This is a genomic window from Mycobacterium sp. NGS64, from assembly GCF_059812245.1.
Window position 1 is genome coordinate 8314 of sequence record NZ_JCALCI010000014.1, and the last position, 25158, is coordinate 33471.

Genomic DNA, 25158 nt, shown 5'->3' on the forward strand with positions numbered 1-25158 from the left:
GGACAGTGACGCGTGACTTCGGTCCGGGCCCCATTCACCGGTCCGAAACCACCAGTGCCGCACGGCCCGTCGCGGCCTCGCCCGGGCGGCACTTCGGCGCGCAGTCGTACGCGCGGCCCCTGGCCGGCCTGGCGACCATCGTCCTCATCGGCCTGGTCTTCGCCGTCGCGATAGGCCTGTTCCGGGGTGACTTCACCACGAGCGTGCCCGTCACCGTCGTCTCACCGCGCGCCGGACTGGTGATGAACCCGGATGCCAAGGTGAAGATGCGCGGCGTCGAGGTGGGCAAGGTCGACTCAATCGACGTGCGGCCCAACGGCGAAGCCGTCCTGCACCTGGCGATGCAACCGTCGCAGATGCACCTCATCCCGGCCAACGTGCTCGTCGACATCGCGTCGACGACGGTGTTCGGCGCGAAGTTCATCGAGCTGGTACCGCCCGCCGAGCCGTCGCCGCAGTCACTGCGTGCGGGTCAGGTGCTGGAGGGCAAGCACGTCACCGTCGAAATCAACACGGTGTTCCAGCAACTCACGTCACTGCTGTCGACGATCGATCCCGCCAAACTCAACGAGACCCTGGGCGGCATAGCCTCTGCGGTCAACGGCCGGGGCCACAAGATCGGCCAAATGCTGCACGATCTCGACTCATTCCTGGCCACCCAGGAACCGAGCCTGCCTGCGCTGAGCCATGACCTCGAAGCCCTGCCCGTGGTGAGCAACGCCTATGGCGACTCGGCACAGGACCTGCTCGCCACCGCCGATAACGCGGTCCGAATCAGCAAGACGATCGTTGACGAGCAACAAAATCTGGATGCCTTCCTGATCAGCTCGATTGGCTTGGCGGACATGGGCAATGACGTGGTGGGCGGCAATCGGCAAGCGCTGACGGACGACCTGCACCTGCTGGTGCCGACCACCGATCTGCTCAACCAGTACCACCAGGCGCTGTACTGCGGCATCGCCGGATCACTGGGCAACCTGCACGCTCCGGACCTGCCCGAGCCGATGGTCAAGGTGACCGTCGTGATCGGCCTCGGCGCGGAGCGTTACCGCTACCCGTCCAACCTGCCCAAGGTGGCGGCGACCGGTGGGCCGCAATGCCAAAACCTTCCGGTGGTGCCCTTCGACGTTGCGCCGCCGTTCCTTGTGACCGACAACGGCTCCAACCCCACGGCGTACGGCAACCAGCAATTGCTGCTCAACTCCGATGCGCTCAAGCAGCTGCTGTACGGGCCGATCGATGGTCCGCCGCGCAACACCATGCAAATCGGGATGCCCGGATGACCGGCTCGCGCGGGATGATCATCAAGTTCGGGGCGTTCGCCACCGTGATGATCGTGCTGACCGTGTTCTTGTTCTTCATCTTCGGGCAGTACACCACCGGTTCGACGAACGGGTATTCGGCACTCTTCACCGACGTGTCGCGGCTGAAGACCGGGGAGACCGTGCGCGTCGCCGGCATCCGGGTCGGCACGGTCAACAGCGTCAAGCTACGCGCAGACAAGAAGGTCGAGGTGAAGTTCGACGCCGACCGCAGCGTCGTGCTGACCACCGGCACCCGCGCGGTGGTGCGCTACCTGAACCTGGTCGGTGATCGCTACCTCGAGCTGACCGACGGCCCGGGATCCACCAAGGTGCTGCCGGCCGGGTCGCAGATCCCGCTCGATCGCACGGCACCCGCCCTCGACATCGATCTACTGCTGGGCGGGCTGAAACCCGTTACCCAGGGCCTCAACCCGCAAGACGTCAACGCGCTGAGCGCGGCGCTCATTCAGGTGTTCCAGGGCGAGGGCGGAACCCTGCAGTCGCTGCTGTCGAAGACGTCGTCGTTCTCCAACACGTTGGCCGACAACAACCAGACGGTGCAGGAGCTGATCGACAACCTCAACACCGTGGTGGCCACCGTCGACAAGGACGGCACTAAGTTCTCCGGCGCCATTGACCGCCTCGAGAAATTGGTCAGTGGATTCGACCAGGACCGCGACACCATCGGGACCGCGATAACCGCCCTGGACAACGGGACCGCTTCGATCGCGGATCTGCTCACCCGCGCCCGCCCGCCGCTGGCCGCGACGGTGGACCAAGCGAATCGGCTGGCGCCGCTGCTCGATAAGGACAAGAACCTCCTCGACATCTCGCTGCAGAAGTTGCCGCACGACTACCGCAAATTGCTCAGGCTTGGCTCCTACGGCGCGTGGTTCCCCTACTACCTGTGCGGGCTGGCGCTACGGGTGTCCGACTTGCAGTACCGGACGGTGGAAGTGGGCATCAAACACCAGATCACCGGGCGGTGCACGGAACCGAAGGACCCCGATGAATAAGTACCGCGGAGCGGGCCTCATCAAGGCCGGATTCATCGGGGCCGTGCTCATCGCCCTGGTCATCGCCGTGGGGTTGAACCCCGATCAGCTGGTCCAGCGGGCCACCACGGTCCGCTACCAGGCGCTGTTCACCGACGCTGGCGGCCTCGCGCTGGGCAACGACGTGACGATCTCGGGGATCAAGGTCGGCAGCGTGACGGGCATGGAGCTGCAACACGGCGACGTGCTGGTGACGTTCACCGCCAAGGGGAACATCCTGCTCGGCTCGGCCAGCACCGCACACATCAAGACCGGGTCGCTGCTGGGCCAGCGGGTGCTCACGGTCGACTCCGCTGGCAGCGGCAACCTGCATCCGATGGCGGTCATCCCGGTGTCGCGCACCTCCTCGCCGTACTCGCTGTCCGAGGCCGTCAACGACCTGACGACCGACCTGCAGGGCACCAACACCGAGTCGCTCAACCAGTCCCTGGACACGCTGTCGGCGACCCTGAATCAGGTTGCGCCGCAACTGGGTCCCGCGTTCGACGGGGTCAGCCGGCTGTCCCAGACCCTCAACGCCCGCAACCAGACCCTCGGGCAGCTACTCAAGGGCGCCGCCGACGTCACCAGCGTCCTCGGGCAACGCAGCCAGCAACTCAACACGTTGATCCTCAACGCCAACGATTTGTTGTCGATGCTGGTGGCGCGGCGCCAGGCGATCGTGCGGCTGCTGGCCAGTACGTCCGCGGTGGCCAGGCAGCTCTCCGGCGTGGTGCATGACAACGAGGCGAAGCTGGCGCCGACGCTGGAGAAGCTGAACTCGGTGACGGCGGTGCTGGAAAAGAACCGCGACAACCTCGCCAAGGCGCTTCCGGGACTGGCGAAATACGAGCTGACGCAAGGGGAGACGGTTTCAAGCGGTTATTACTACAACCCGTTCATTCCCAACCTTTTCCAGCTGGAATTCTTCCAGTGGTTGTTCGACTACGCCTTCGGGTTCCGCGCTTACGGCGCGCCCGGCCAACCGCCGGACACCGCCGGGCCGCGCGCGTTCTTCCCGTGGCCGTTCAACCAGGACCCGGGAGGACGGCCATGACGGGGCTCGGGGCGATTCCGCGCAACAAGCTCAAGGTGGGGCTGGCGATCGTGCTGGCGGGCCTCGTCGTTGTCGGTGCGGCGATCGCCATCCGCAATACCTTCTTTCGCCCGACGACGATCACCGCCTACTTCCCCACGGCCACCGCGATCTATCCGGGCGACGACGTGCGCGTGTCCGGCATGAAGGTGGGAACCATCTCGTCCATTCAGCCGCAGGGGACCCGGGCGAAGCTGGTGATGCACGTCGATCGCAACATACCCATTCCGGCGGACGCGAAGGCGGTGATCGTCGCGCAAAACCTGGTGGCGGCGCGCTATGTGCAGCTCACGCCGGCCTACCGGTCGAGTGGTCCCACCATGCGCGACGGCGGGGTGATACCGATCGAACGGACGGCGGTGCCCGTCGAATGGGACCAGGTCAAAGACCAATTAATGCGCCTCGCAACGGAATTGGGCCCGAACAGCAAGGTGTCCACGCCGTCGGTGGCGCGGTTCATCGACAGCGCCGCCGACGCGCTGGGCGACGGCAACGGCGAGAAGCTGCACCAGACGCTGGCCCAACTGTCCGGCGTCGCCCGCGTGTTCGCCGAAGGCAGCGGCAACCTCGTCGACATCATCAAGAACCTGCAGGCCTTCATCGGGGCCCTGCGCGAAAGCAACGTCCAGATCGTGCAGTTCGACAACCGCCTGGCCACGCTGACCAGTGTGCTCGACGACAACAGGTCGGATTTGGACGCGGCGCTGACGGACCTGGCGAACGCGGTCGGCGAGGTGCAGCGGTTCATCGCCGGCAGTCGTGATGCGACCTCCGAACAGATTTCGCGGTTGGCCGACCTGACGCAGATACTCGTCGACCAAAAGATGGCGTTGAAAAACGTGCTGCACATCTCGCCGACCGCGCTCGCGAACGCCTACAACGCCTACGACCCGGACTCCGGCAACATCCGCGGCGGCGTCGGCCTGCAGAACTTTTCCAACCCGACGTTCGCCTGGTGCGCGGGCATCGGGGCCATCGAAAACGTCACCGCCGTCGAGACGGGCAAGCTGTGCGGCTTGTATCTGAGCCCGGCGTTGAAGGTGTTCAACCCGAACTTCCTCGTCAACTTCAACTACCTCCCGATTCCGGTCAACCCGATCCTGGCCCCGTCGTTCGCGCCGCAAAACGTTATCTACAGCGAGGATCGGCTGAAGCCCGGCGGGGAGGGTCCCAGGCCGGGGCCGCCTCTGCTGCCGCCGGCCGTTTCCGCGTACACCGGGCTACCGGGTGACCCCGTTGGGCCGCCGGGTTCGGTGCCGCTAGGCCGGATCCCCGGCGCGGCGATGCCGCAGCCCCCGCCGACGGAACCGCCGCCCGTCCCACCACCACCGGCGTCGCCGGCGCCGGCCGCCCCGGCGAACGTTCAGGACATGCTGCTCCCGGGTGACGGGGGGCAACCGTGACCGCCCGGATCGCGATGAGGCGCGTGCTCGGCATCGCCTGCTGCGTCATGCTCGCCGTGAGCGGATGCGCGTTCAACGGCCTGAACTCGCTGCCGCTGCCGGGCGCGGTCGGACGTGGTCCGGGTGCCACCACTTACCACGTGGAACTCGCCAACGTCGTTACGATGGAACCGAATTCGCCGGTGATGATCGACGACGTCATCGTCGGCAGCATCAGCAAGATGACGGTGCGGGGATGGCACGCGGACGTCGAAATCTCGGTGCGGCCCGGCACGGTGATCCCCGCCAACGCGGTGGCCAGTGTCGGCCAGACGAGCCTGCTCGGTTCCATGCATCTGGCGTTGAATCCGCCGCTGGGCCAACAGGGCGTCGGCCGGCTGCAACCGGGCGCCACGATCCCGCTGAACCGGTCGTCCACCTATCCGTCGACCGAACAGACCCTGTCGTCGCTATCGGTCATCCTGAACGCCGGGGGGCTGGGGCAGTTCGGGGACATCATCCACAACTTCAACGCCGCGCTATCCGGAAACGAAGGCGCCGTAAGGGATCTGCTCGAGCGCCTCGACCGGTTCGTGGGAACCCTCGATCAACAGCGCGACAACCTCGTCGCGTCGATCCGCGCTCTCAATCGCCTCGCCGGCACGTTCGCCGCCCAACGCGACGTGATCACCCAGGCGCTGTACAAGATTCCCCCCGCACTGGACGTGCTGATCAAGGAGCGCCCCCGCATCACGACCGCGCTGAACAAGCTCGGGACATTCAGCAACACCGCGACCAGACTCGTCAACGACGCGGGCGACGACTTGGTGAAGAACTTGACGAATCTCGCGCCGGCACTCGGTGCGCTCGCCGACATCGGCCCGGATCTGGACGCCGCCATCGCGTACGCGCCGACGTTCCCGTTCACCCAGGGCTTCATCGACCGGTACATCCGTGGTGACTACGTCAACGGCTACTTCATCATCGATTTGACGAACGCCGGTCTCCGCAAGGGCATCCTCCGCGGTACCCACTGGGAGCGGATCGGCGCCGAGGCCGTGCCCGGCCCCGCGGATCCGGAATACCTGCAATTCCGGTACGGGGCACCGCCCGGGGCGCCTGGGGCGCTGAGCAAGCCCGGCCCACGAGGGGAACCGGCACCGTTCGGGCCACCGCCACCCTGGGGGCGGCCGCTGCCGGGGCCGCCGCCGTCCGCGGCGCCGGGGCCGGTGAACCAGCAGTCGGGAGACACACCACCGTCCGCGCCCGCGCCACCGCCGCCGGTGTCGCCGTTGATCGCGGGCCTGACGTGGCTCGGCCCGGATGCGCAGAAGTCGCCCACAGCGACGCTGCCCGGACCGCCGCCGGCTGGGGCCGTGCCGCCGGCCGACCAGGGCGCCCCGGTGCCGGGCGCGACGCCGACGACCAGCCAGACGGACGGGGGCTCGTAGATGCTGACCCGATTTGTCCGCATCCAGTTGGCGATCTTCACGATCGTCGGGATCGCCGGTGTGGTGATCATGGCGCTGTGGTACGTCCAGGCGCCGACCCTGCTCGGCATCGGCAAGATGACGGTCACGCTGAAACTGCCCGCCACCGGCGGCCTCTACCGCTTCAGCAACGTGACCTACCGCGGGGTACAGATCGGCAAGGTGACCGCCGTGGGGCTGACCCCCGAGGGTGCGAAAGCCACGCTGTCCCTTGATACTTCGCCGAAGATACCGGCGGACTTGAAGGCGGAGGTGCTGAGCATCTCCGCGGTTGGCGAGTATTACGTCGATCTGCGGCCCCGCAACGACTCGCCGCCCTACCTGCACGACGGCTCGGTCATCGCGATGAACGACGCGACGATTCCCCAGCCGATCGGCCCCGTGCTGGACCAGTCCAGCAAGTTGATCAACAGCATCCCCAAGGGCAAGCTCGGTCAATTGCTCGACGAGTCGTACCAGGCGTTCAACGGCTCCGGTTACGATTTCGGATCGCTGTTCGACAGTTCGTCACGGCTCTCGGGTGACCTCAACGGCGTCGCCGACCAGACACGGAACCTGACCGAAGACACCGGGCCCTTCCTTGATGCGCAAGCCCAGACCGCGGATTCGATCCGAACGTGGGCACGCAGCCTCGCCGGATTCAGCGGCCAGCTGGCGAAGGACGACCCAGAATTTCGCACCCTGCTGCAACGGGGGCCTGGAGCCCTCAACGAGGCGTCCCGGCTGCTCGACCAGATCAAACCGACGCTGCCGGTGCTGCTTGCGAACCTGACCACGATCGGCCAAATCGGCGTGACCTATCACGCGTCGATCGAACAGCTCCTGGTCTTGCTGCCACCGTTCACCGCGGCGGTTCAGTCGTTCATCGGCAACAAGTCCCCAACGGGATTGGCCACGGGCGCCTTCAATCTCATCGTCAGTGACCCGCCCGCATGCACGGTCGGCTTCCTGCCGCCCAGCCAATGGCGTTCCCCCGCCGACACCCGCACCATCGACACGCCCGACGGGCTGTACTGCAAACTGCCCCAGGATTCGCCCATCGCGGTGCGCGGCGCCCGAAACTACCCCTGCATGGGACAGCCCGGAAAACGCGCGCCGACCGTCGAAATCTGCGAGAGCGACAAGCCTTTCCAGCCGCTGGCGATGAGACAGCACGTCTTCGGCACCTACCCGCTGGACCCGAACCTCATCGCGCAGGGCATCCCGCCCGACGACCGGATGAACTGGTACCGAGACAGGATCTTCGGGCCGGTTGAGGGAACGCCGCTGCCGCCGGGCGCGGTTCCGCGGGGAACGCCGCCTGCATCAGCGTTGCCGCCGCCCGCGGCGCCGCTCAGCCCGTTGGCGCAGATGGGGGACGTTTCACCGATAGCGCCGATCGACGTTCCCGCCGCCCCTGCCGCTGCGGCGCCCCCAGCGGCCAGCGCTCCGCCGGCCGAGCCACCGGCAGGCCCGTCGGCGGCGCCAAGTGCGTTCGGGCACAGCGAGACTCAGGCCGGTCCATCGGTGGCGATCGCCCAGTACAACCCGCGCACCGGCACTTACGTGACCCCGGATGGCCAGGTTTACCGACAGTCGGATCTGGTCAAGCCCACGTCGCCCAAGGCGCCGAAGACGTGGAAGGACCTGTTCGCCACCTGATGCCCGCGCGGGGCCATCGTCAGATGAACCGGGTCAGCTGATTTTGTCCAGCCTGAATGGCTGGTCGATGTACAGCGGCTTGTTGGTGCCGCAGGCACCGCTGGGGCCGGACGTCTGCTCCCGTCCGGCCAGGACCGGCGACCCAAACACTTTCTCGCCGGTCTCCGGGTTGGCGGGATAGAATTTGATGACGTCGTGGCCGACGTATGAGGTGCCGTCGGGACAGGTTGTCCAATTGGGAATGTCGCGTTTGACGAACCAGGTGGTTCCGTCGTTCATGAATATCGGTGCGGTCCAGCCCTGGTCGCTGACGACGGTGCCGTCGCACCGGTAGGCCGTGGAGCACGACGTCGTGATGGTCCACGTGCTGCGCACCACCGGCTCCTGGTGGAAAATCTCGTTGGTGCGGGCCCAGTCGCCGACCACGGTGGCGGTGTACGTCCCGTTGATGGCGGGGTCGTAGGCCCATGCCGACGGGGCCACGCCGACGCCGCCCGCCACGCCGACCGCTGCCACGGTTGCGCTTATCGCCATATTTGTCGGACGCATCACGTGCTCCTCGAGGCGTTAAATACCGCCAATTCCAAGCGAATCGAATTCACAGACTAACACCGCCCTGGCATCTCACGGAATGGTTTAGGTGGGGCGTTCAAGGACATCGAATTTATCGATTAGCCACGACCCATTGACCTTTGCCATCTCCACCTTCAGGCTGCTCGACGTCACCACAGGTTCCGGCTTCGCCTTGCTGGTGGTCTTCTGCCTTATGAAGACAAGCACCACAGCCGAATTCGGGTGCAGTTCCGACACCGCGGCCTTGACCACGCTGGCGGTCGTCGTGACCTCACCGCGTTGCGCCGACGGCCCAACGACCTGGTCGGCAAATCGTTGGTAGTAGGCCAGATAGTCCTCGGTGAGCCGGGATTTGGCGTTGGCGAAATCGCGATCAAGCGTTTCCGGCGAGTAGGACAGCAACGCCACCGCACCGTCACTGGCTGCACTGATTACCTGGTGCGCCGCGGCGCGGTCGGTCTGCAAATCCGGACGGTAATCGAAGTAAAAAATCCGGGCCGCGTTGCCGAGGGCGGCAATAAGCAGAAGCGTCAACAGGATTGACCGCCACCGCGCCAGGCAACGCCGCGTCCAGCGCCCGATCGCGCCGCCGCGGCGGGCGGGCGCCCGCTCCTCGTGCGCAGCGCTGTCGACCGTCACCGGACGAACTCGAGTCTGGAAATCTTGAGCTGCCCGGCATCGCGTTGAACGGTGACGACGATCCGCAGCTGGCGCGATTCCGGCTTAGTCTCACCGGGTTTGGTGATCTCGGATTTCGCCGCGATCAGCACAATCGCTGAATCCTGGGTCATGGACTGCACGGCGGCCGCTTGTACCGAGCCCTTGGAGACGACCTTGGACTCCTCCACCGCCTTCACGGCATCCTCGCCGCCCATCAAGATGCTGATTTTGAACGTCCCGGTTGTGTCGTCGGCGAAACGCTGCAGATCTTCCCTCGCCTTGGTCGGATCGATCGTCATCATCGTCACGATGGCGTTGCGGGCGGCCGCGGCGAACTCCGCGCTGCGACGCTTTTCCTGGTCGACGCCACGGTGATGCCACACCAGGTACCCGCTGCCCGCCAGCGAGGCGCAGCTGACCACAACCGCTGCGATCGCCGCCATGGCCTTCCGGCTCGGGCGACGGGGACGCAGCCGCCGCCGGCGCGACGGCGCCGCCTCGGGCTCCACGGTGTCGGCGCGTTTGTCGAGGTCGCCGGACGCCGCCTCGGCTTGTTCGCGCAACCGCAGGGCGCGGGCCCGAGCGGCGGCGGCGCGGGCGTCCGCCTCGGCGATCTCTGCGGCCACCGCAACTTCCGGAGACGAAGTTGACGGCGACGTGGATAGGGCCCCAATTCGTCGATTTTCGGCGACGGTCGCCCCAGCGGGATGCTTGCGCCGAGGCACTGGATCACCTCCTCGTCGCGCCTACAGGAGAGCCACATTATCACTGCCACGCGGGCGGCCCGGCGTCGGAGATCGCGGCTTTAGATGCAAGCCTTCTCCAAGTGAGAGAATTCTATTCCCACCGGTGGGCGAAGTAATTTAAAGTAATCCCGTGCGATTCATAGTGGCAGCGATCGCCGTGCTTTTGGGCCTCTCGCAGGGCCTGGGTGTCGCCGTGGCGCCGCAGGCCACCGCAGCGCCGGTTAATTGCGATTACCCGGATTGCACGCCGGGCATCATGCCGCACCAGGTGCTCGGCGCGCCGTGCGACAACACTACGTACTACGTATTTGGGACCGCCGACTATTACGTGTCTTTCGCCACGCAGCCGGGACGCCTGATGTTCTGCGGCTCGCCCAGGAGGTACGAGCCCCGCTGGTTCCGGTCGCCCCCGATGGCCGGTGTCAAGGTCGAGGGCTCGTCTTGCGTCGATTTCCCGGAGTACTACGTCGCGCAGGCGCCGGACGGCCTTTTCCTCGTCTGCAATGCGCATGACGGAACACAGATTTGGGAGCGCGGCGACACTTAGGCCGAGTCGGCTCGAATCACGGCCGGGTGTTCGGGATCTCCGGCCAATCTTGGAAGGGACTGGGTCCCCAGTAGTCGAAGTTATGGACCGTGCCGTCCATGTCGCGATGGTGCGCGTCGTGGCACGTGGTCGGGTCCCACTGCGGTCCCCACGACGGATCGAACATCTGGCCCGGGCACCAGTGATAGCCCACGAACGGCCACGGCGGATTGTCGGCGTGAGCGACCGTCGCGGTGCCCAAGCCGGCGCTGACCATGATCGCCGCGGCGGCGACACGCGCGACTTTGCTCATGGGAGAACCGTACCCGAGCGACCGCCGAACCGGACCAAAAAATTCCGTGGAAGTGCCGCGATCAGTCGCCCGCGTCGATCAGCCGGCGAGTAATGCGCCCCAGCTGCGTGCGCAGGGTGTCGTCGTCGATGTCGGCCACCAGAGGCGACACGACCCCGACCGCGATCGCACCCGAGAGCACGGCCGCCGACACCCGCGCGTCCTCGGCCGGATCGTCCAGCAGCACGCTGTAGAGCCGCTGGATGAATTGCTGGAAGGGTTCGTGTTCGCCCAGCAGTCGCACGACGACGGGGTCGAATTGCAGGGTGCTTGCGGCGCCGCGACGTTCGACGGCGAGGTCGATCACCCGGTCCAGCAGCAGCTCCCGTGCGGTGGACCGGTGATCGTGTGCCTCGGCCGCCTCCAAGGCCTCCTCGAGGCCGCCGAGTTCCCGCTCGGTCAACGCGATGACGATCTGCTCCTTGGTCTTGAACTGGTGGTAGACGGCCGCTTTCGTGACCCCGATGGCGTCGGCGATCATTTGCAGCGATGTTCCGCCGACACCGTGCTCGGCGATCAACTGCAGCGCGGCATCGAGGATTCGGGTCTGCGCGGCGCTGCGCGTGATGAAGCGGAACCGGCTCCTGGTCTGCGGGGAAACCACACCGGAAGCGTAGCCGATCGGCTATTGACCCGGGGATAGCCGATCGGCTAGTTTCGCTGACAACGGGGTATTGATTCATGCCGTCACAGCGAAGGAGTCAGGCGATGTCCGACGTCGGCGACAACGACGCAGCGGGCCGCCACTCGTCGCGAACCGCGTTGCGGCGTACCGACGGTGAGCTGATCTTGCTGTGGACGTTGCCGGTTACGGTGATCATCTGGATCGCGTGCTTTTTCCTGTTTCCGGGGTTCAATCCGCCGATGTCACCCAGCATGTCGGCCGAGCAGGTGGCCGCGTTCTATCGCGATCCCGCGCACCTGCCGCAGATCCGCTACAGCATGATCGTGTTCAACTGGTTCGGGGTCTGCCTCGTCCCGGTCCTGACTTTGATCGTGCTTCAGATCCGCAGAATGGCGCATCGGACGCCGATCTTCTCCTACGCGATGTTGGGTTGCGTGGCCGGCGGGCCGACGCTGTTTCTCGTCGCCAACGTCTGCTGGCTGCTGGCCGCCTTCCGCCCCGAGAGAAGCCCGGATCTGACCCAGCTGCTCAACGACTTTGGCTGGATCACATTCACCATCGTGGTCCCGTTCCTGATCGGGCAAAGCGTAATCCTGGCCATGGCAATCTATTTCGATGATCAGCCGCAGCCGATATTCAGCCGTTGGGTGGCTCACTTCAACCTTCTGGTGGCGGCTGCCCTGGTGCCCGCCGCCTTCGTCGGTGTGTCGTTGACCGGACCGCTCGCGTGGGACGGCTTCCTGACGTTCTGGGTGAAAAACGTCGCCATCGCCGTGTGGATCATCGTGATGGGCGTGGTTCTCGGCCAAGCCATCTACCGGGAGCGCGCCGAGAGCCTTGGGCGCGGCAACGAACTGGTCAGCGCATGAGTGCCCCAGCCGCACAGGCCGTTTCGCCGGAAACACCGCCCTCGGGACCGCTGCACCACCGGATCGCCTGGCACTTGCGGCACGGCCCTAAACGCGAGCTTTGGCTGGCGTGGGGAGCGCTGGTCGTCTTCTACAACGTCTTCTTCCCGGTGTTCTTCATCGTCGCGCAGGTCCAGCCGCCGCCGCAGCCCACCTGGGATCTCGCTACCCAGGCGCACTGGTTCGGTGAACGCCACCTCGGGATACCTATTGGATTCGGCGTCATCTTCGCCATCAGCGGCCTGATCGCGACCAACAACGCCCTGATCGCCTATTCGATGCGACGAATGTCGGTGAGCCGTGCGTTCGCGTACTCGTATCTGCTCATCTATACGTTCAGTGCGGTTCCCGGGATGCTGCTGCTCAACATCGCGCTGGTCGTTGGGGCGCTGCGACCGCAGCGAAACCACGAAGCGATCGGTTGGCTCTACGACTTCGCCTTCCTGTCCTTTGACGGAACCATGGGAGTCTTCCTGATCGGCTCGCTGATGTGGATGCTCGCGATTCTGCTCGATAAGAATCGGGTGTTCCCAAAGTGGTTCGGCTATCTCAACCTGTGCAACGCGCTGACCGAGGTAGTCGTGGCGCCGTGCTGGATCTTTCGCCGCGGCGTGCTGGCGTGGAACGGCCAGATCGCCTGGTGGCTGGACATGGTGGTGTTCGGTGTCTACCAAGTCACTTTCATCGTCATGCTGTTTCGGATGATCCAGCGCGAGGACTTCGGCGACGGCCCGTTGCCAGACCGCGTGAAGGCGTCGCAATGACCGCGCCGACAGACAAGCGCGTCAGGTTCGTGCCCGGCCAACCCGACATGTGGGCGTTCGTGTTGTTCGAGACGCTGGTCTTCACAGGCTATTTCGGCTTCTATCTGTTCTACCGCGCCCGAAGCCCCGAGCTCTTCCTGCACTCCCAGGCGCAGCTGGACCTGCGCATCGGGGTCTTCAACACGCTCGTCCTGCTGCTGAGCTCGTGGTCGGTGGCGCGGTGCGTCCAGTCGTCCCGCGCCGGCACCTACCGGGCGGCGCTGCGGGACGCCTTCATCACCGCCGGGTTCGCCGCAGTGTTCCTTTGTTTCAAGGTGTTCGAGTGGGTGCGGTTGGTCCGCATGGGAAATGGGTTGGACAGCAACGACTTCTTCACCTATTACTTCTTCCTCACCGGAATCCATTTCGTGCACCTGCTGATCGGCTTCGTCGTGCTCGGCGTTATCGTCTACCAACTTCGGAGTCGGGCGAGGCGATCCCAGGAGTTGGTCGAAACTTGCGCCACCTACTGGCACACCGTCGACTTCCTGTGGGTGCTCATCTTCGCGCTGCTGTACGTGGTGAGGTGATCGACATCAAATTCAACAAGAGGCTGCTGATCGTCTGGCTCGTGCTGGCGTCGTTGACGCTCGCCTACCTATGGATAGATCACTCGCTGGACGGAACGCTGAAGGCCAGCGCGGTGGTCACCTCGGCCGTCATCGTGATCGCACTCGTCAAGGTGCGCATCATCTTTCGGGAGTTCATGGAGGTCCGTCAGGCCCCCGCCCTGCTGTGCCGACTCACGGACGCCTGGGTCGTGCTGATGGCCGTCGCGCTGCTCGGCTGCTACTTCATCGGCAGGACGCTCGCCTGATAATTCGGACGCCACTGTCAATTGGCTTGACGTGAACACGCGTGGTGTCATGCAAATATACGCCTTGCATAACGGTTGGATAACGGTTGTCTGGTGGCGCCTTTGGCGTTTCGGCCACGCTCAATAGCATCGGCCAGATCTCGTAATACGCCGACGATCGGGTGGCGCCATGACGTTTCTCATTGCCGCGCCGGCGACGGTGGCCGCGGCGGCCACGGAGCTGGCGGGCATCGGTTCGACACTGACCGCGGCCCATGCGCTCGCGGCCGCCGGAACCACCGCGGTGCTGCCCGCCGCCGGCGATGAGGTGTCGGCCGCGATCGCGTCGCTGTTCTCCGGCTACGCCCGGGCCTATCAGTCGCTGAACACCCGTGCGGCGGCCTTCAGCCAGTGGTTCGTCCAGGCGTTGAACGCCGCGGGGAATGCCTACGTCGCTGCGGATGCTGCCAACGCCTCGCCGTTGCAGGCCCTGGAGGCGGACGTGCTGGGTCTGATCAACGCACCCACCAACGCGATGCTGGGTCGCCCGCTGATCGGCAACGGGGCCGACGGGGCACCGGGAACCGGGCAGCCCGGCGCCCCCGGCGGACTGCTGGCCGGCAACGGCGGCAACGGCGGATCCGGCGCCGCGGGAAAACCCGGCGGCCGAGGCGGTGACGCCGGCCTGCTCGGCAACGGCGGCCGGGGCGGCGCCGGCGGCCCGGGCACGGCCGGTGCCGCCGGCTCGCCAGGTGTGAACGGCGGCAACGGGGGAACGGGCGGCGCGGGCGGCCACGGAGGCCTGTTTGCCGGCGATGGCGGCGCCGGTGGCAACGGCGGTGACGGCGGTGACGGTGCCGTCGGCGGGATCGGCGGCGCGGGCGGTGCGGGCGGCCAAGGGTCGGCGATGTCCGGCCATCCGGGCGCCGACGGTGGCAAGGGCCACGACGGGACCAGCCTCGGCGGCGGCACCGGCGATCCCGGCAACGGTGGCCCCGGCACCGGCGGCACTGGTTCGGGCATCTACTCGCCCTACGTGGACATCACGCTCTGGCCCGACCCTAACGGATACGACTTTGCGACGGCCGCCCACAACGGAGTCAAAAACGCCACGCTTGCCTTCATCAACGCCGACCCGAACGGCAATGCCTCCTGGGGTGGCTATTCGGCGTACGACGTAACGGGCGGCACCCAAAGCGCTTTCATCGATAACCAAATCGCCAACATGAAAGCCGCCGGCATCAACGGGACCATCTCGTTCGGCGGCGCGTTCGGCACCGATCTCTCTGCCGTCAACGGCCAGACTCCAACCGCGTTGGCGCAGCAGTACGCGTCGATTGTGAACACCTACAAGATCTACAACCTCGACTTCGACGTCGAAGGTGCGTTGCAGGGCAACACTCAAGCGATGAACACCCAATCGAAGGCCATCGCCATCTTGCAGCAGCAGGAGGCGGCCAACGGCACGCCCGTGACCGTCTCGTATACGCTGCCGGTGCTGCCTACGGGCCTGGTCGAGGGGCAGGGGGGCGGGCTGAACGTCCTGCAGATCGCCGCGACCAATGGCGTGACCGTATCCCGAGTGAACATCATGGCCATGGACTACGGCAACGGTTTCGACCAGACCGGCAACCCCGGCATGGGCGCGTACGCGATGGATGCCGCGACGGCCACCCATACCCAGTTGATGACGCTCTACCCGTCGCTGACCAGCCAGCAGGCCTGGCACATGCTCGGGGTGACGCCCTTGATCGGAATCAACGACGACCCCAGCGAAATCTTCAGCCTCGCCGACGCGCAACAGCTGACCACCTTTGCCCAGCAGCACAACATCGGCGAGCTGTCGATGTGGGAACTCCCCCGCGACCTCACGGGCACGTTGGGCGCGGTGGACGCCGTCGACGGCAGCGGAATTGCGCAAACCCCGTTCCAGTTCTCCGGAATCTTCGAGCAGATCGAGACCGCACCGCAACCCTGACGTCCGCCCGGTTGGGCGAGCAGTCGCAAAAGCCCCAATTTTGTTGCGAAATGGGGCTTTTGCGACTGTTCGGCGGTTGGGCCGGCACCGCCCTTACCCGTTCGGGGTGAAGGTGAGGTGGAGTTCGCTGAGTCCGCGCAGGATATACGTCGGCTCATAGGTGTAGCGGCGATCGTCGGCCGGGCCGTGCTTGGCCTCGCTGATCGCGATGTCGCTCATCCGGTCCAGGATGCGTTCGATGGAGACGCGGCCCTCCACCCGGGCGAGCGGCCCGCCCGGACACGAGTGCACGCCGCGCGCGAAAGCCATGTGCTCGCGCACATTCTTGCGGCGCAGATCGAACTCGTGCGGGTTCTCGAACCGGCGTGGGTCGCGGTTGGCGGCGCCGGGCAACACCATGACGACGGTGCCGGCGGGGATGTCGACGCCGCCGACCGTGGTGGCCCTGCGGGCCAGCCGGGAGTCGCTCTTGACGGGGCTGTCCATCCGCAGCGATTCCTCGATGAACCCGGGGATCAGGCTGCGGTCGTCGCGCAGCTGCTGCTGGATGTCGGGCCGCTCGCCGATCACCTGCAGCGCGGCACTGAGCAGCTTGGCCGTGGTTTCCTGTCCGGCGGCGAAAAGGAATGTGGCGGAACGAACTACCTCGATGACCTCGGGCGTGGACCCGTCGGGATATTTCGCCGTGGCCAGGGAGGTCAGGACGTCGCTGCGCGGCTCGCGGCGCCGGTCCTCGATGTAGGCGCAGAACTTGTCGTCGAGCCACTCCAGTGGGTTGATGCCAACCGACTCGTGGTCCAAGGCGCCCACCCGCGCATCGGGACGGTCGGCGCCCAACACGACGCGGAACTCTTTGTGGTCCTCCTCGGGAACGCCGAGCAGGTCGGCAATCACCAACGTGGCGAACGGCTTTGAGTACTCGCTGATGAACTCACACTCGCCGTTGGTCAGAAACTCGTCGAGCTGACGGTCGGCGAGGCGCCACATGAACTCCTCGTTCTGCTTCAGTCTGCTCGGGGTCAGCAGCTTGCTCAGCACCGAGCGCGCCCGGGTGTGTTCCGGTGGATCCATCGTCACCATGTGCTCGAACATCGGGAAGTAACTGCGGTGCTGGTCGATCTGGGGGCTGATGTCGTCGCCCTCGGGCTGGAAAGGCAGCGGCGGGAACGGGCCGCCGAGCGCGACGATGTTCGAGAACGTGTCGGGGTCCTTATAGACCTCGCAGGCCTCCTCGTAGCCGGTGACGGCGACGACCCCGTGGTGCGGCAGCCGCAGCACCGGGTTTTGGCTGCGCAGGTAGTCGAAGTAGGGGTGCGGATCGGGCACCAGAGATTGATCGGTGAAGAAGTCGATCGTGTCGAAGGTGGTCATAGGACTGCGTCTCCCTGGGCTGGTCTACCGGTGAGGTTCGGCGGCAAGCGGCACCGCCGCCCAATTCCGAAAGCCAAAATGTGCTGAGCACCTGCTTAGCATGGCGGTATTGTCAGGGTCAAGGTCGCAACGCGGTGCCGCGATACGATCCGTGTGGTCGGCACCAACGCAGAAATACGGAGCAGGGATATGACTTCGGCCCGCAGAATCGGGGCGCCGGACGCGAAGAATCGCGCCCTGCTGCTCGACGCGGCCGAGCGGCTCATGATCGAAGAAGGCTACGCCGCGGTGACGTCGCGCCGTCTGGCGAGCAAAGCGGGTTTGAAACCACAGCTGGTGCACTACTACTTCCGGACCATGGACGAGTTGTTCCTCGAGGTCTTCCGCCGCCGTGCCGAAGAAGCCCTCGAGGTGCACGCGCAGCTGATGAAGTCGCCGCAGCCGCTCTGGGCGCTGTGGAGATTCGGCACCGATCCCGCGTTCACCCGCATCTCAATGGAATTCATGGCGCTGGCCAACCATCGCAAGGAAATGCGAGCCGAAATCGCTTATTACGCCGAGCGTTTGCGGGAAGGCGAGCGACAAGCGGTGACGACTGCGCTCCAGCGGTATGGAGTGGCAAGAGACGAGATGCCGCCGGCGGTGGTTGCCGTGCTCATGTCGAGCTTGTCGAGATTCCTGGTGCTCGAGCAGGCGGTCGGAATTTCCGGCGGCCACGCCGAAACCTTAGAGCTGGTCGAAAGTTACCTGCGCCGCCTGGAAGGCGAGCCGCAGCCCATCGAGGGCGTGCCGCAAAGCTGGATGGTTCACCAGGTCCGCAGCGAACAGAGCGCGCCCTTGGGGCCGATGTTGGAGACCACGACCTTGCCGTCCACCGACAGGTCGCACTGAATGCCGCCCTGCGCCAAGGGTTCACGACCGGTGGTGGCGGTGACCATCGCCCACTGATCGGGGTTCAACAGGTTCACCGGCTGGACCCACGGCTTACCCGGGGCGACGTCGGCGTGCACCTGCGGGGTGAATGAGTAGTTGTTGTGGCTGTAGTCGGAGAAGAGCGTCGGATCCTGATCCTGGTAGAAGATGTCGACGTAGGCCGGGCTCTTGGCCGAGACGATGTACACGACCTGATGCCAGACCGGGTCGGCATGTGCGCGTCCAGGGCTGACCAACGGACCCGTCAGCCCCAGCAACATCGCCGAGCCGACGCCCAACAGTTTCTTCGCGGTGCTGATCATGTCGCTCCTTCGGCTGCCGGGCGCGGACTGGCGGTGCGGTTCATCACCCGCTCTGCGGCCTGCCAGTGGGCGTCGGCAACCCACAGCCGTGCAAAGGATGCTATCGCTTCGTCCGGGGTAACGCCGCTGATTACGCGCTTTATCTCGGCCGCCGGGTGGCGGGCCAGCGACGTGGCGATCGATCGCCAGCCCTCGTCGAAGGAGGCGCGCGGAATCACCAAGTCCACCAAACCGATCCGCTCCGCTTCGGCGGCGTCGAGAGCGGTTCCGGTGCCCGCCAACAGCAACGCCTTGCTCTTGCCGACGATCGCGGCCAGCCGTTCGGCGCCGCCCCAGGCCGGCATGATCTCCAACGCCACCTGATTGAAGGCGATCTTGATGTCGTCGGCGGCCACCCGGATGTCGGCCGCCACCGCGACTTCGGCGCCGCCCCCGAAGGCGTGGCCGTTCAGGACGGCGACGACGGGGGCGGGGAACGCGGCGAGCTGATCGCAGATGGACCGCATCCGTTTCGCCATCGCCGCGGCGTCTTCTTCGGTCCGCAGGGCGCTCAGCTCCTTGAGGTCACCGCCGGAGACGAACGCCCGGTCGCCGGCGCCCTTGATGACCAGGGTTCGTGCGCCGGCCGCGGCATCGATCGCCTTCTCCAGCTGCCCCATGGTGTCGGGCGCGATGGCGTTGCGTGCGTGGGGGCGATCGATGGTGAGCACCGCAAGCCCATCATCGAACTCCAGGTCCACCATGGGTTATCGCTCCAATAAAAGGACAGCCGAAAAGCCGATATTGGCATTCTCTTTCGGGGAGAATAACATCATCGCAGCAGGTCCAGAAGCTCGTCGCCCAGGATCGAGGTGGCCCAGTGGGTAACCGAATGGTGGTCGTCGCCGTTGCCGCGCTCGCCGTCGCCGGCCTCGGCGCCTGCAGCCCCAAGGCGCAAACCCAGCTCTCCAGCACCGCGTCGGTGACCGTCAACGGAAACGACGCGAAGATCAACGTCGTCAAGTGCAGCCAGTTGGAGTGGTACCGCACGATCGACATCGGCGGCGACTTCGCCGGGGCCAAGGTCGTCATCGACCAACGAGCGCAGCCGCTGACCGCCCAATCGGTGCGCATCCAAAATCTGGGTGGCTTCACCGGCATGTATTCGAAGGACGACGGTGGCAACGCGGACATGAGCTTGAGCGGCGAGAAATTCACGATCACGGGCAAGGCAAACGGCTTCAAGACCGACAAGCCGAACGAACCGGCTTCCGCCACGTTCAAGATCATCGCCAACTGCTGACCGCGCAGGACAGAGCGCCCCAAGAGGGGGCACGTTGCCAACGGGCGCCTCGAGAGAATAGTATTCTCGCAAATTGCGAAGGAGGATCTCATGGGCCAGTTGTCACATCGGGAGGACGTCCCGTTTCCGATCTTTGACGCGGATAACCATCTCTACGAGCCGCCGGAGGCGCTGACCAAGTTCCTCCCCAAGGCCTACAAGGACTACGTCCAGTACGTGCAGATCAATGGGCGCACCAAGATCGCCATCCGCGGCCACATCAGCAACTACATTCCCAACCCGACGTTCGAGGTGGTCGCCCGGCCGGGTGCCTGGGAGGAGTACTTCAAGTACGGCAACCCGGACGGCAAGAGCAAGCGCGAGCTGTTCGGCGAGCCGATGCGCGCGATCCCGGCGTTCTTCGAGCCCGGCCCGCGCCTGGAGAAGATGAACGAGCTGGGGTTGGACCGCACCCTGATGTTCCCGACCCTGGCCAGCCTGCTCGAGGAGAGGCTGCGCGACGACCCGGTCGCCATCCACGTGCTGATCCACGCGCTGAACGAGTGGCTCGACGAGGTCTGGGGCTTCAACTACCAGAACCGGATCTTCACCACCCCGGTCATCACCCTGCCAATCGTCGAGAAGGCGATCGAGGAACTGGAATGGGCCGTCAAGCGCGGGGCCCGCTGCATCCTGATCCGCCCGGCCCCGGTCCCCGGCTTCCGTGGCCCGCGGTCGTTCGCGCTGCCCGAGTTCGACCCGTTCTGGGAGCGGGTCGTCGAGCACGACGTGCTGGTCGGCATGCACTCCAGTGACAGCGGCTACTCCCGCTACACCTCCGAGTGGGACGGCGCCGAACAGGAGATGTTGCCGTTCCAGACCAACGCGATGGGCATCCTCAACGAGTGGCGACCGATCCAGGACGCGGTGGGCTCGTGGGTGATCCACGGCGCGCTGTACCGCCACCCGAAGCTGAAGGTCGCGATCGTCGAGGCCGGTTCGAAGTGGATGACCCCGCTGCTGGACGGCCTGGCCGAGGTCTTCCGCAAGGCCCCGGAGGCGTTCCCGAGCGACCCGGTCGAGATGGTCAAGAACCGAATCCACGTCAGCCCCTTCTTCGAGGACGGCATCGACGATCTGGTCAACCTCGTCGGCGTGGACCGGGTGCTGTACGGCTCGGACTGGCCGCACCCGGAAGGGCTGGCGGAGCCGACCTTCTACGTCAACGCGCTGTCACACCTGCCCGTCGAGGATCAGGCAAAGATCATGGGCGGCAACCTCGGTCGGCTCGTCACGGTGTGACGCCGGCCGACCCTGCCGGGCGGTGACGATGCAGAGCGCGAAGCGCGATGAGGTGGGGGCACCTCCCGCTCGCGGGGGAGAGCCGGCCAATCCAAATTGGCTGACCATCCCCGAGATGGTCTTGAGCGCGGCGGACCGCTTCGGCGACGCGGAGGCGGTCGTCGACGGTCCGCTGCGCTTGACGTTCCACGAGGTCGTCGAGCGGATCCGTTGCGCCGCAGGCGCGTTCGCGAACCTCGGTGTCGATAAGGGCGACCGCGTCGCGATCTGGGCGCCCAACTCGGCGGAGTGGATCATCGCGGCGTTCGGGCTGCTGACCGCGGGCGGCGTGCTGGTGCCGGTCAACACGCGGTTCAAGACCGAGGAAGCCGGCGACATCATCGCCCGCAGCCAAGTCAAGGCCGTCCTGGTGCAGAAGGGATTTCTCGGCCAGGACTACACCGCACCGGCGGGGACGCCGGTCATCGACCTGAAGTCCGACTTTCTTTCCAGCGGTTCCCCGTTCGAGCGGGCGGTCAGCGGCAACGACATCTCGGACATCATCTTCACCTCAGGCACGACCGGCCGCCCGAAGGGCGCGATGATGAACCATCGCCAGACGCTGCGGATGTACGAGGAATGGGCCACGCTCGCCGATCTGCGCCGAGGCGACCGCTACTTGCAGATCAATCCGTACTTCCACACCTTCGGCCTGAAGGCGGGGCTGGTCACGTCCTTCCTGCGCGGCGCGACGATGCTGCCGGTCGCGGTGTTCGACGTCGACACGGTGGTGGATTTGATTGCGCGCGAAGGCATCACGATGCTGCCCGGGCCGCCGACGCTGTACCACTCGCTTCTGACGATTCAAGACAAGTCCAAGCTGTCGACGCTGCGGGCCGGTGTGACCGGTGCGGCGGACATCCCCGTCGAGCTGGTCCGTCGCATCCACGACGAATTGCCGTTCCAGACGCTGATGACCGGTTACGGGCTCACCGAGGCCGGCAACGTCACGCTGTCGCTGCCCGGCGATTCCTTCGAGGACGTGGCCACCACCGCCGGCGTGCCCTGCGAGGGAGCCGAGGTGCGCATCGCCGACGACGGCGAGGTGCTGGTTCGCGGCTACGGCGTTATGCAGGGCTATCTCGACGATCCCGTCGCCACGGCGGAGGCGATCGACGCCGACGGCTGGCTGCACACCGGGGATCTGGGCAACTTCACCGACGCGGGCCGCCTCCGGATCGTCGGCCGCAAGAAGGACATGTTCATCGTCGGCGGATTCAACGCGTATCCCGCCGAGATCGAAGGCTTCCTGATGAACCACCCGGCCGTCGCGCAGGCGGCGGTGATCGGCGTTCCCGACGAGCGGCTCGGCCAGGTGGGCAAGGCGTTCGTGGTCCGCAAAGACGGCGAAAACACGGTCAGCGCCGACGAATTGATCGGCTGGTGCCGCGAACGCATGGCGGGCTTCAAGGTGCCGCGTTCGGTGCAGTTTCTGGAGGCGCTGCCGCTCAACGCCACCGGCAAGGTGGTCAAGGACTTGCTGCGCTAGCCGCGTGCCGCCTCATCGTATGCTCGATCGGAGAACCACATTTCCACAGCTTGTTAGGCGTTTGTACAGCGACGCTACGGCGACACGGGCAGACCTCTCAGGCGAAGGTGATAACGTGGCTCTCCTGGTCGTCGCGACATTCGCGGCGGAAGAATATCGGCGCAGATGCTCGCCGCTAATGCGCTTCCCGAGTATGGTGGCCCAACGGCGACGACGCCCTGCTGGGACGCCGTGGCCAGCGCGGGCAAGCGGCAGAGGAGTTTGGCATTGAGTCACGAGCAGCCTCGTTCTCGGGCTGGTGAACGGTGAGTGGCGGCGCCCGCCAGAATGCCGCTGACACGAAATTGGTTCCGGTGAACGAAGACGAGACCCCGAGCACTGCCGCCGAAATCCGGGCGCTGGCCGAACAGGCCGAGGCGGAAGCCCAAGAAGCGGAAGCCCTTGCCGCCGCCGCCCGCGCCCGGGCCCGCGCCATCCAGTTGCGCCGCGAGGCCGAACTCGCGGAGGCCAAGCTCTCCGAAACCAAGCAAGCAGCCACCGAAGAACCCGTCGCGGCAGAAGATGCGGCGGACGCGACAGAATCCGTCCAGCCCGAGGTGTCCGACGTGGCGCCCGAGGTGAAGGCGGACCAGACCGAGGCCGCCGAAGACGCCGAAGCTGCGGACACCGAAGCTGCCGACACCGAAGAGCCGGTCGCCGAGGCCGACGAGGCCGAGGCGCCGGCGCCGGCCGGCCGCCGGCTCCGCCTGACCCGACGGCTTCGCCGCCCCAAGTGGTCCACCCTCGCCGCTTCCGTGGCGATCATCGTGATCCTCGTCGCGCTGGCGGGCAGCGGCTACATGATCAAGGAGCATCGCGACGCGGTCCGGCAGCGACAGCGCGCCGCCGAGTTCGTCGCCGCCGCGCGCCAGGGTGTCGTGACGTTGACGTCGTTAGACTTCAACAACGCCAAGCAAGGCGTGCAGCGAATCCTGGAGAACTCCACGGGCACCTTCAAGGACGACTTCCTGAAGATGGCCGACGATTTCACCAAGGTGGTGGAGCAGTCGAAGGTGGTGTCGCAGGGCAGCGTTCAGGCCGCGGCCGTGGAGCTGGACTCGATGACGAAGGATTCGGCGGTGGTGCTGGTGGCCTCGACCTCCGAGGTCACCAATGCGGCCGGCGCCAAACAGGATCCGCGTAACTACCGGCTCATCGTGACGGTCACTCGCGACGGTGGCCAGCTCAAGATATCGAAAGTCGAGTTTGTGCCGTGACCGCAGACGAAAAATCGGTCCAAGACACCACGGAAGTCGAGGAGACGGCGGACGCCGAAGAGGCGACCGAGGCAGCGGAGCAGGCGGAGCCCGCCGAGGACATCGACGATTACGGTAAAGCGCCCGGCCGCTGGAAGCGCCTTGCCGCCCAGGCGAAGAAACGATCGGCCGGCAAGGTGGTCCCGGCCGTGCTGGCCTTGCTCGTGGTCGCCTCGCTGGCACTGCTGGGCTGGCAGTACTGGTTCTCCTACCGGCCGGACCGCGCGACCGATGCGTCGGCCGCGAAGTCGGCCATCTCCGCCGCCAGCGACGGAACGGTGGCGGTGCTGTCGTATTCGCCCGACACCCTCGACCGCGATTTCTCTTCCGCGAAGTCACACCTGACCGGCGACTTCCTGTCCTACTACGACCAATTCACCCAGCAGATCGTCGCCCCCGCGGCCAAGCAGAAGTCGGTGAAGACCAGCGCCGTGGTGCTGCGCGCCGCGGTTTCCGACCTCCGCCCGGATGCGGCCACCGTGCTGTTGTTCGTCAACCAGAGCACGCAGAGCAAGGATCGGCCGGAGCCGACGTTCACCAACAGCAGCGTGACGGTCACGCTGACGAAAGCCAATGGGAAGTGGCTTATTTCGTCGTTCAACCCGGTTTAGGACACCACGTTGAGCACCGGTGACATTCACTCGATGGTGATCGCATCGGACTATCGCGTCCCCGACCCGACCCGGGTGTGGCCGCTGCTCGAGCGCAACAAGGCGGCGCTCGCCGACATCGGCGCCCACCACGTGCTGGTGTACACGTCCACCCACGAGCACGGGCGCGTGCTGGTGATGATCGGTGTGCACAGCCGTGAGCCCATCGTGGAGCTGCTGCGTTCGCGGGTCTTCTTCGACTGGTTCGACGCCGCCGGCGTCGAGGACATACCCGCGGTCTTTGCCGGCGAGATCATCGACAGATTTGTTCCGCAACCGTTGCCCAAACCTTCCGCGCCCGGCGTCGTGGTGTGCGCGATCGCGTCCGTCGAGGACGTGGCTACCCTGACTGCTGGATTCCGCTCGGCCATGGACGGGCTCGCCGGGGCCGGCGTCCGAAAGACATCGGTATTCCAGGCTTTTGACGACGATCACGAGGTGCTGATCCTGTCGGAGTTTCCCAACGAGGGCGCCGCCCAGCGGTGGATCGACCATCCCGACGCCGCGGCGCAATGGATGTCGGGCGTGGGCGTCGGCGCGCATCCACCGGTGTTCGTCGGCCGGCTTTACGACACGATGCGCATCGAGGACGACTGAGCGCG

At 65.8% G+C, this 25158-nt stretch carries 27 protein-coding genes; 19 read left to right on the forward strand and 8 right to left on the reverse strand.

Going from position 1 to position 25158, the window contains the following annotated elements; all coding sequences use genetic code 11:
- Window positions 1-5 precede the first annotated feature (5 nt).
- From AC5Y4S_RS27605 to AC5Y4S_RS27630, 6 genes are read left to right on the forward strand one after another with little or no spacing between them, the layout of a single operon-like run.
- Window positions 6-1283, forward strand: coding sequence for an MCE family protein (locus AC5Y4S_RS27605; RefSeq protein ID WP_500035740.1), 1278 nt, complete (start codon window positions 6-8; stop codon window positions 1281-1283).
- Complete coding sequence (locus tag AC5Y4S_RS27610) at window positions 1280-2320, forward strand: MCE family protein (RefSeq protein ID WP_500035741.1); 1041 nt, start codon at window positions 1280-1282, stop codon at window positions 2318-2320. The genes AC5Y4S_RS27605 and AC5Y4S_RS27610 overlap by 4 nt, the downstream gene beginning before the upstream one ends.
- Complete coding sequence (locus AC5Y4S_RS27615; protein ID WP_500035742.1) at window positions 2313-3395, forward strand: MCE family protein; 1083 nt, start codon at window positions 2313-2315, stop codon at window positions 3393-3395. Before AC5Y4S_RS27610 ends, AC5Y4S_RS27615 begins: the two co-directional genes overlap by 8 nt.
- Window positions 3392-4837 carry an MCE family protein gene (locus tag AC5Y4S_RS27620; RefSeq protein ID WP_500035743.1) on the forward strand — a complete coding sequence of 482 codons (1446 nt, stop codon included), beginning with the start codon at window positions 3392-3394 and terminating at the stop codon, window positions 4835-4837. Before AC5Y4S_RS27615 ends, AC5Y4S_RS27620 begins: the two co-directional genes overlap by 4 nt.
- Window positions 4834-6267 (forward strand): MCE family protein, encoded by a 1434-nt coding sequence (locus AC5Y4S_RS27625; RefSeq protein ID WP_500035744.1) that lies wholly within the window; start codon window positions 4834-4836, stop codon window positions 6265-6267. Before AC5Y4S_RS27620 ends, AC5Y4S_RS27625 begins: the two co-directional genes overlap by 4 nt.
- On the forward strand, window positions 6268-7947 hold the full coding sequence (locus AC5Y4S_RS27630) for an MCE family protein (protein WP_500035745.1): 1680 nt from the start codon (window positions 6268-6270) through the stop codon (window positions 7945-7947). It abuts the gene before it with no gap.
- 33 nt (window positions 7948-7980) lie between these two features.
- Here the strand turns inward: AC5Y4S_RS27630 and AC5Y4S_RS27635 are convergent, their stop codons facing one another.
- The 3 genes from AC5Y4S_RS27635 to AC5Y4S_RS27645 all read right to left on the reverse strand — a co-directional run bounded on the left by AC5Y4S_RS27635 (window position 7981) and on the right by AC5Y4S_RS27645 (window position 9806).
- Complete coding sequence (locus tag AC5Y4S_RS27635; protein ID WP_500035746.1) at window positions 7981-8496, reverse strand: Rv2253/PknI dimerization domain-containing protein; 516 nt, start codon at window positions 8494-8496, stop codon at window positions 7981-7983.
- Between the two features lie 87 nt (window positions 8497-8583).
- The gene (locus AC5Y4S_RS27640; protein WP_500035747.1) at window positions 8584-9159 is read right to left on the reverse strand and encodes a twin-arginine translocation pathway signal; all 576 of its coding nucleotides are present in this window, start codon (window positions 9157-9159) and stop codon (window positions 8584-8586) included.
- A complete protein-coding gene (locus tag AC5Y4S_RS27645) occupies window positions 9156-9806 on the reverse strand; it encodes an Rv1363c family protein (protein WP_500035748.1) in 651 nt (216 codons plus the stop codon). Before AC5Y4S_RS27645 ends, AC5Y4S_RS27640 begins: the two co-directional genes overlap by 4 nt.
- Before the next feature lie 250 nt (window positions 9807-10056).
- On the opposite strand from AC5Y4S_RS27645, the gene AC5Y4S_RS27650 reads away from it, so the two are divergent.
- Window positions 10057-10473 (forward strand): hypothetical protein, encoded by a 417-nt coding sequence (locus tag AC5Y4S_RS27650; protein WP_068109803.1) that lies wholly within the window; start codon window positions 10057-10059, stop codon window positions 10471-10473.
- Between the two features lie 16 nt (window positions 10474-10489).
- Here AC5Y4S_RS27650 and AC5Y4S_RS27655 read toward each other — a convergent pair whose 3' ends face one another.
- Together AC5Y4S_RS27655 and AC5Y4S_RS27660 are read right to left on the reverse strand one after the other, a co-directional pair.
- The gene (locus AC5Y4S_RS27655) at window positions 10490-10765 is read right to left on the reverse strand and encodes an Mtp family mycobacterial-type pilin (RefSeq protein ID WP_068138371.1); all 276 of its coding nucleotides are present in this window, start codon (window positions 10763-10765) and stop codon (window positions 10490-10492) included.
- A gap of 61 nt (window positions 10766-10826) precedes the next feature.
- Entirely contained in the window at window positions 10827-11408 is a 582-nt protein-coding gene (locus AC5Y4S_RS27660) for a TetR/AcrR family transcriptional regulator (protein ID WP_068109797.1), read from the reverse strand.
- 104 nt (window positions 11409-11512) lie between these two features.
- On the opposite strand from AC5Y4S_RS27660, the gene AC5Y4S_RS27665 reads away from it, so the two are divergent.
- The 5 genes from AC5Y4S_RS27665 (at window position 11513) to AC5Y4S_RS27685 (ending at window position 15914) form a co-directional block, all read left to right on the forward strand.
- Complete coding sequence (locus tag AC5Y4S_RS27665) at window positions 11513-12298, forward strand: hypothetical protein (RefSeq protein WP_500035749.1); 786 nt, start codon at window positions 11513-11515, stop codon at window positions 12296-12298.
- Window positions 12295-13101 carry a hypothetical protein gene (locus AC5Y4S_RS27670; protein ID WP_500035750.1) on the forward strand — a complete coding sequence of 269 codons (807 nt, stop codon included), beginning with the start codon at window positions 12295-12297 and terminating at the stop codon, window positions 13099-13101. Before AC5Y4S_RS27665 ends, AC5Y4S_RS27670 begins: the two co-directional genes overlap by 4 nt.
- Window positions 13098-13670: a cytochrome c oxidase subunit 3 family protein gene (locus AC5Y4S_RS27675; protein WP_500035751.1), complete on the forward strand. Its 573-nt coding sequence runs from the start codon at window positions 13098-13100 to the stop codon at window positions 13668-13670. Before AC5Y4S_RS27670 ends, AC5Y4S_RS27675 begins: the two co-directional genes overlap by 4 nt.
- The gene (locus AC5Y4S_RS27680; RefSeq protein ID WP_500035791.1) at window positions 13670-13957 is read left to right on the forward strand and encodes a cytochrome C oxidase subunit IV family protein; all 288 of its coding nucleotides are present in this window, start codon (window positions 13670-13672) and stop codon (window positions 13955-13957) included. Before AC5Y4S_RS27675 ends, AC5Y4S_RS27680 begins: the two co-directional genes overlap by 1 nt.
- Window positions 13958-14126: 169 nt before the next feature.
- On the forward strand, window positions 14127-15914 hold the full coding sequence (locus AC5Y4S_RS27685) for a PE domain-containing protein (protein WP_500035752.1): 1788 nt from the start codon (window positions 14127-14129) through the stop codon (window positions 15912-15914).
- Window positions 15915-16007: 93 nt separating this feature from the next.
- On the opposite strand, the gene AC5Y4S_RS27690 is transcribed toward AC5Y4S_RS27685, so the two are convergent.
- Entirely contained in the window at window positions 16008-17285 is a 1278-nt protein-coding gene (locus AC5Y4S_RS27690; protein WP_500035753.1) for a cytochrome P450, read from the reverse strand.
- 189 nt (window positions 17286-17474) lie between these two features.
- Between AC5Y4S_RS27690 and AC5Y4S_RS27695 the strand changes: the two genes are divergently transcribed.
- Complete coding sequence (locus AC5Y4S_RS27695; RefSeq protein WP_500035754.1) at window positions 17475-18176, forward strand: TetR/AcrR family transcriptional regulator; 702 nt, start codon at window positions 17475-17477, stop codon at window positions 18174-18176.
- Here the strand turns inward: AC5Y4S_RS27695 and AC5Y4S_RS27700 are convergent.
- Entirely contained in the window at window positions 18092-18520 is a 429-nt protein-coding gene (locus tag AC5Y4S_RS27700) for an Rv2576c family protein (protein ID WP_500035755.1), read from the reverse strand. The two genes, AC5Y4S_RS27695 and AC5Y4S_RS27700, sit on opposite strands and share 85 nt — an antisense overlap.
- Window positions 18517-19263: an enoyl-CoA hydratase/isomerase family protein gene (locus AC5Y4S_RS27705; RefSeq protein ID WP_500035756.1), complete on the reverse strand. Its 747-nt coding sequence runs from the start codon at window positions 19261-19263 to the stop codon at window positions 18517-18519. Before AC5Y4S_RS27705 ends, AC5Y4S_RS27700 begins: the two co-directional genes overlap by 4 nt.
- A 116-nt stretch (window positions 19264-19379) precedes the next feature.
- Between AC5Y4S_RS27705 and AC5Y4S_RS27710 the strand changes: the two genes are divergently transcribed.
- The 6 genes from AC5Y4S_RS27710 to AC5Y4S_RS27735 all read left to right on the forward strand — a co-directional run bounded on the left by AC5Y4S_RS27710 (window position 19380) and on the right by AC5Y4S_RS27735 (window position 25153).
- Complete coding sequence (locus AC5Y4S_RS27710) at window positions 19380-19802, forward strand: lipoprotein LpqH (protein WP_500035757.1); 423 nt, start codon at window positions 19380-19382, stop codon at window positions 19800-19802.
- A 90-nt stretch (window positions 19803-19892) separates the two neighbouring features.
- Window positions 19893-21083, forward strand: coding sequence for an amidohydrolase family protein (locus AC5Y4S_RS27715; protein ID WP_500035758.1), 1191 nt, complete (start codon window positions 19893-19895; stop codon window positions 21081-21083).
- A gap of 28 nt (window positions 21084-21111) precedes the next feature.
- Window positions 21112-22611, forward strand: a complete 1500-nt coding sequence (locus tag AC5Y4S_RS27720) for a FadD3 family acyl-CoA ligase (protein ID WP_500035792.1) — start codon at window positions 21112-21114, stop codon at window positions 22609-22611.
- Between the two features lie 353 nt (window positions 22612-22964).
- Entirely contained in the window at window positions 22965-23867 is a 903-nt protein-coding gene (locus AC5Y4S_RS27725) for an Rv1363c family protein (protein ID WP_500035759.1), read from the forward strand.
- Window positions 23864-24517 (forward strand): twin-arginine translocation pathway signal, encoded by a 654-nt coding sequence (locus AC5Y4S_RS27730; protein ID WP_500035760.1) that lies wholly within the window; start codon window positions 23864-23866, stop codon window positions 24515-24517. The genes AC5Y4S_RS27725 and AC5Y4S_RS27730 overlap by 4 nt, the downstream gene beginning before the upstream one ends.
- A gap of 9 nt (window positions 24518-24526) precedes the next feature.
- Window positions 24527-25153 carry a fatty-acid--CoA ligase gene (locus AC5Y4S_RS27735; RefSeq protein ID WP_500035761.1) on the forward strand — a complete coding sequence of 209 codons (627 nt, stop codon included), beginning with the start codon at window positions 24527-24529 and terminating at the stop codon, window positions 25151-25153.
- Window positions 25154-25158: the final 5 nt, after the last annotated feature.

Excerpts from the sequence above, each read along its gene's own strand:
- AC5Y4S_RS27610 (WP_500035741.1), top strand. The coding sequence starts at position 1,280 with ATGACCGGCTCGCGCGGGATGATCATCAAGTTCGGGGCGTTCGCCACC.
- AC5Y4S_RS27615 (WP_500035742.1), top strand. The coding sequence starts at position 2,313 with ATGAATAAGTACCGCGGAGCGGGCCTCATCAAGGCCGGATTCATCGGG.
- AC5Y4S_RS27620 (WP_500035743.1), top strand. The coding sequence starts at position 3,392 with ATGACGGGGCTCGGGGCGATTCCGCGCAACAAGCTCAAGGTGGGGCTG.
- AC5Y4S_RS27630 (WP_500035745.1), top strand. The coding sequence starts at position 6,268 with ATGCTGACCCGATTTGTCCGCATCCAGTTGGCGATCTTCACGATCGTC.
- AC5Y4S_RS27635 (WP_500035746.1), bottom strand. The coding sequence starts at position 8,496 with ATGCGTCCGACAAATATGGCGATAAGCGCAACCGTGGCAGCGGTCGGC.
- AC5Y4S_RS27655 (WP_068138371.1), bottom strand. The coding sequence starts at position 10,765 with ATGAGCAAAGTCGCGCGTGTCGCCGCCGCGGCGATCATGGTCAGCGCC.
- AC5Y4S_RS27665 (WP_500035749.1), top strand. The coding sequence starts at position 11,513 with ATGTCCGACGTCGGCGACAACGACGCAGCGGGCCGCCACTCGTCGCGA.
- AC5Y4S_RS27670 (WP_500035750.1), top strand. The coding sequence starts at position 12,295 with ATGAGTGCCCCAGCCGCACAGGCCGTTTCGCCGGAAACACCGCCCTCG.
- AC5Y4S_RS27675 (WP_500035751.1), top strand. The coding sequence starts at position 13,098 with ATGACCGCGCCGACAGACAAGCGCGTCAGGTTCGTGCCCGGCCAACCC.
- AC5Y4S_RS27685 (WP_500035752.1), top strand. The coding sequence starts at position 14,127 with ATGACGTTTCTCATTGCCGCGCCGGCGACGGTGGCCGCGGCGGCCACG.
- AC5Y4S_RS27690 (WP_500035753.1), bottom strand. The coding sequence starts at position 17,285 with ATGACCACCTTCGACACGATCGACTTCTTCACCGATCAATCTCTGGTG.
- AC5Y4S_RS27695 (WP_500035754.1), top strand. The coding sequence starts at position 17,475 with ATGACTTCGGCCCGCAGAATCGGGGCGCCGGACGCGAAGAATCGCGCC.
- AC5Y4S_RS27700 (WP_500035755.1), bottom strand. The coding sequence starts at position 18,520 with ATGATCAGCACCGCGAAGAAACTGTTGGGCGTCGGCTCGGCGATGTTG.
- AC5Y4S_RS27705 (WP_500035756.1), bottom strand. The coding sequence starts at position 19,263 with ATGGTGGACCTGGAGTTCGATGATGGGCTTGCGGTGCTCACCATCGAT.
- AC5Y4S_RS27715 (WP_500035758.1), top strand. The coding sequence starts at position 19,893 with ATGGGCCAGTTGTCACATCGGGAGGACGTCCCGTTTCCGATCTTTGAC.
- AC5Y4S_RS27720 (WP_500035792.1), top strand. The coding sequence starts at position 21,112 with ATGCAGAGCGCGAAGCGCGATGAGGTGGGGGCACCTCCCGCTCGCGGG.